A 3,963-nucleotide genomic window follows, 5' to 3' on the forward strand; every position below is an offset into this window, starting at 1 on the left:
GGCCGCCGCGCGGGGGGGGGGGCGCGTCCCCGCCCCCCGCCGCGCCCGCCCCCCCTCCGCGCCCCCCCCCCCCCCCCCGCGCCGGTGTCGTGCGTCAGGGCAGCGGGATCCGCACGACCTGCGGGTCGTGGTCGCTCAGCTGGGTGCTGAACTCGCTGTTGATGTGCACGATGTCGTAGCTGTACGGCTTCGCCGCCAGCGCGCCGGAGATGAGGATGTGGTCCAGCACCTGGGAGTTGCCCTCGTACACGTAGGTGTAGCGCTCGGGCAGCGGCAGGGTGCGCGGCAGGTCGGTCAGCGAGCCGCCGGCGGTGAGGATGTCGGCGGTCTGCGAGAACTCGAAGTCGTTGAGGTCGCCGAGCACGATGACCGCCGCGTTCGGGTCCACCGCCAGGATCTGGTCGGTGAAGCTCTTCACCGCCGTCGCCTGGTTGTGGCGCTGGGTCTCGGACGGGTGCGCGGGCGGCTGGTAGCGGCCGAACAGGGGCTGGTCCCCGCCCTTGGAGTTGAAGTGGTTGGCGATCACGAAGACCGGCTTGCCGTTCCAGCGGAACTCGCCGGCGAGCGGCTTGCGGCTGGAGTTGAACGCCGTGTTGGTCGGGTCGATCCGGCCGGGGGAGTAGGCGAGTTGGGGCGTGCCGCCGTTGTTGACCACCGAGTCGGCGGTGGTGGAGCCGGCGCCGGGGCGGTCGGTGAAGCTCAGGCCGCGGTCGGTGCGGAACAGGAACACCTGGCGGATGTTGCCGCCGGGCTGGCCGCCGTCCTGGCCGTCCACCGGGTCGATCTGGCGGTAGGAGTAGGCCGGGCCGCCGGCCGCCGAGATGGCGGCGGTGAGCTTGGCGAGGGTCTGGTCGGGGGCGGTGGTGCCGTCGTCGGTGGGGCCGCTGTTGTCCTGGATCTCCTCCAGGGCGACGAGGTCGGGCGCGCGCAGGTTGGTGACGATGCCCGCCGCGAGGCCGTCGAACTTGCTCTGCGGGTCGGCGGGGGAGAGGTTCTCCACGTTGAAGGTGGCGGCGGCGAGCTGGCCAGCCGTCGGGGCGGCGGTGACCTCGGGGGCGAGGTTGCCGGAGGTGACTGCCGGGGTCGCGGTGACCTGGAGCTTGAAGTTGCCGAAGGAGTAGTCGAGCACGCCGACGGTCGCGCCGGTCAGGGTGTCGCCGACGTTGGCGGCCGGGGTGGGCGCGAGCGCGTTCGCCAGGGTCACCCGCTCCGGGTTGCCGTCGTTCGCCTGGAGCAGGATGCCGCCCCGGTTGGTGCGGGTGGTGCTGCCCTGGGGCACGACGGGGAGGTCGCCGTACTTGTTGCTGGGGCCGACCACGGCCGCGTTGTCGATCTCGACCCGCATGCCCTCCAGCGAGGCCCAGAAGTCGATGCCGTCGGTGGCGGGTTGGTAGTTCCCGGCGGTCTCGACGTCCCCGCCGGTGACGCTGGAGATCACCGCCGCGGGGGGCACCCGCCCGCCGGGGCCGACCAGGGTGGGCGCGGGCAGCGGCGCGTTGTGGGCGATCACCGTGACGCTGGGCGCGGTGAGTTCGGTGATCGACAGGTTGGTGGTGCCGCCGCTGCCGCCGGGGCGGTACTGACTGACGGTGGCGCTCACCGTGACGGAGTCGCCGACGGCGACGATGGGGGCGCCGGCGGTGTAGACGTAGACGCCCTCGCTGGTGCCGGGGTCGTTGTCGGGCTGAGGGTCCTGGTACCAGAAGCCGTTGGGCCCGACGGCGGTGACCACGCCGGGCACCGCGCTCACGGCGCTGCCGGCGAGCGGGGAGGTGCGGGCCGCGCCCTGGATGTCGTGTATTCGGGCGCCGGTGGTGGTGCCGCCGCCGGTGGAGGCGGAGTTGCGCGGCGTCGGGGCGCCGATGGTGAATTCCGCCGCGTTGTTGTCGGTGTCGGTGGCGCCGCCGCCGACGCGCAGGGCGGCGGTGGCGTTGGACAGGTTGCCGGTCGGCGAGCCCTCGGCGGAGCTGGCGCTCGACCCGTAGCCGACCAGGTCCTTCACCCCGGGCTGCGTCGCGCAGCCCGAACCGCAGGTCAGCGCTGTGCCGTTGGTGACCAGTGCGACCTTGCCGGAGGTCGCGGCCAGGTTGAGGGTCCCGGTGGCGTCCGGCGTCGGCAGTGCCGCGCCCGTCCCGGCCCCGGCGGCCTCCTGCACCAGGAGGAAACGCCCCGGCGCGATCGTGCCGGACAGCGTGGTCCGCCCCCAGGACGTGCCGCCCGCCGAGGCGTACTGCACCGTCCAGCCGGTGACGGACACCGGCGCGGTGCCGCGGTTGTACAGCTCGATGAAGTCGTTGGCGTACGGGGCACCGGAGTTGCCGCCCCCGCCGTACACCTGGCTGATCACCACGTCGGGTGACGCCGCCTGGGCGACGCCGCCGGGCAGCGCCAGCAGCGCCCCCACCACGGCTGCGGCGGACGCCCCCGCCATCGCTCTGCGCCGGACTCGCTGGGTACTCCGCATGAGCTTCCTCCTGACGGCCGCTCGGGCTGGTGGCCCGGCGGTCTGAGCACGGACAAGAAAGTTCGGGCGCTGCGGTTCTAGCAACGCCACCCGATCCCTACCGTGCGCGGCGGGCGACGACCAGATGTACGGCGGAAGAATGGTTCGTGGGGCGACAAGTGGGAGGCGGGGTTCCGGGCAAGCCCAGCGGGACGCGCTGTCAGTGCCGCCCCCTAGGTTGGGGGTTGTCGGTGAGCGGGGCCGCGAACAGGCCCCGCCTCGCCTCCCGTCTCCGTTGCCCGAAAACCCGAAAGGGGACTTCGTCGTGTCCGTCGCCGTGGAAGAGCAGGTCACCTACCTCGAACTGTCCGAGGAGGAGGGGAGCGCGCACAAGTTCTACGAGGTGCGGCTCGCCGGCAGTACGGTGACGGTCCGGTACGGGCGGATCGGCGAGGAGGGGCAGGCCAAGTCGACCAGCTTCCCGAGCGCCGAGAAGGCCGCCGCGTCGGCGGCCAAGAAGATCGGCGAGAAGGTCCGCAAGGGCTACGCGCCGGCCGTCCAGGGCGTGCGCCAGCGCCGGGCGGTGACCAGGCGGCAGCTCGTCAGCACCCGTTCGACGGCGAACCAGGCGCCGCTGCTGTGGCGGTTCCGCTCCGGCTCGCCGGCCTTCGGCGTCTTCGTCGGCGAGGAGCACGCCTGGGTCGGCAACGAGCGCGGCGACGTCTACACCCTCACCCACGACGGCGAGGTCACCGCCCGGTTCGGCTTGCCGGACGGCGTCAAGTGCATCGTCGCCGACGACTGGTGGATCTACGCGGGCTGCGACGACGGCAAGGTGTACGACCTGGGCGGGAAGGTCCCCCGGGTGGCGTACGAGATAGCCGAGGACGTGGACATCTTCTGGCTCGACATCCACGACGGCGTCCTCGGCGTCGCCGACGAACGCGGCGGGCTGACCACCGTCGACCACGAGGACGAGTTCCAGTGGCGCCGCAAGGCCGAGGGCCGCTCCGGCTGGATGGTGCGCTGCGACGCGGACGGCGTCTACCACGGCCACTCGCGCGGCGTCGCCCGCTATGCGGCGCGCGGCGGCGACCAGCTGTGGCACACCGCGACGAAGGGCGAGGTGCTGTTCGGCTGGCAGGAGGCCGACGAGGTGTTCGCCGGCACCGGGCGCGGCTGGGTGCACCGGCTGCGCAAGTCCGACGGCTCCGAGGTCGCCGCCTACCGCTGCGACGCCGCCGTGTTCTCCTGCGCGGCCTCCCCGGACGGCGAGTACGTCTTCGCCGGGGACAACCACTCCTCGGTGTACTGCTTCGCCGCCGACGGCACCCGGTTGTGGAAGCTCGCCACCGGCTGCGGCTCCGCGTACAGCATGCAGTACCGGGACGGCCGGCTCTACCTGGTGACCACGGACGGGGGGGGGGCGGGGCGCGGGCCGCGCGGACACCGAGGGCGGGGGGGGCGCCGGGGCGGGCGGCCGCGCGCCGCCCCCGCGCCCCCAGCCCCCCCCCGGGCGC

2 protein-coding genes are annotated in these 3,963 nt (G+C 73.5%); one reads left to right on the forward strand and one right to left on the reverse strand.

The window, feature by feature from the left end:
* Positions 1 to 94: 94 nt before the first annotated feature.
* On the reverse strand, positions 95 to 2,464 hold the full coding sequence (locus tag ACFV6I_RS34375; protein WP_380429695.1) for a lamin tail domain-containing protein: 2,370 nt from the start codon (positions 2,462 to 2,464) through the stop codon (positions 95 to 97).
* Positions 2,465 to 2,768: 304 nt separating this feature from the next.
* Between ACFV6I_RS34375 and ACFV6I_RS34380 the strand changes: the two genes are divergently transcribed.
* A partial coding sequence (locus ACFV6I_RS34380; RefSeq protein WP_380429697.1) for a WGR domain-containing protein occupies positions 2,769 to 3,963 on the forward strand: 1,195 nt, incomplete at its 3' end.

The sequence above is a fragment of the Kitasatospora sp. NPDC059803 genome, from assembly GCF_042732255.1.
Lineage (GTDB): Bacteria > Actinomycetota > Actinomycetes > Streptomycetales > Streptomycetaceae > Kitasatospora.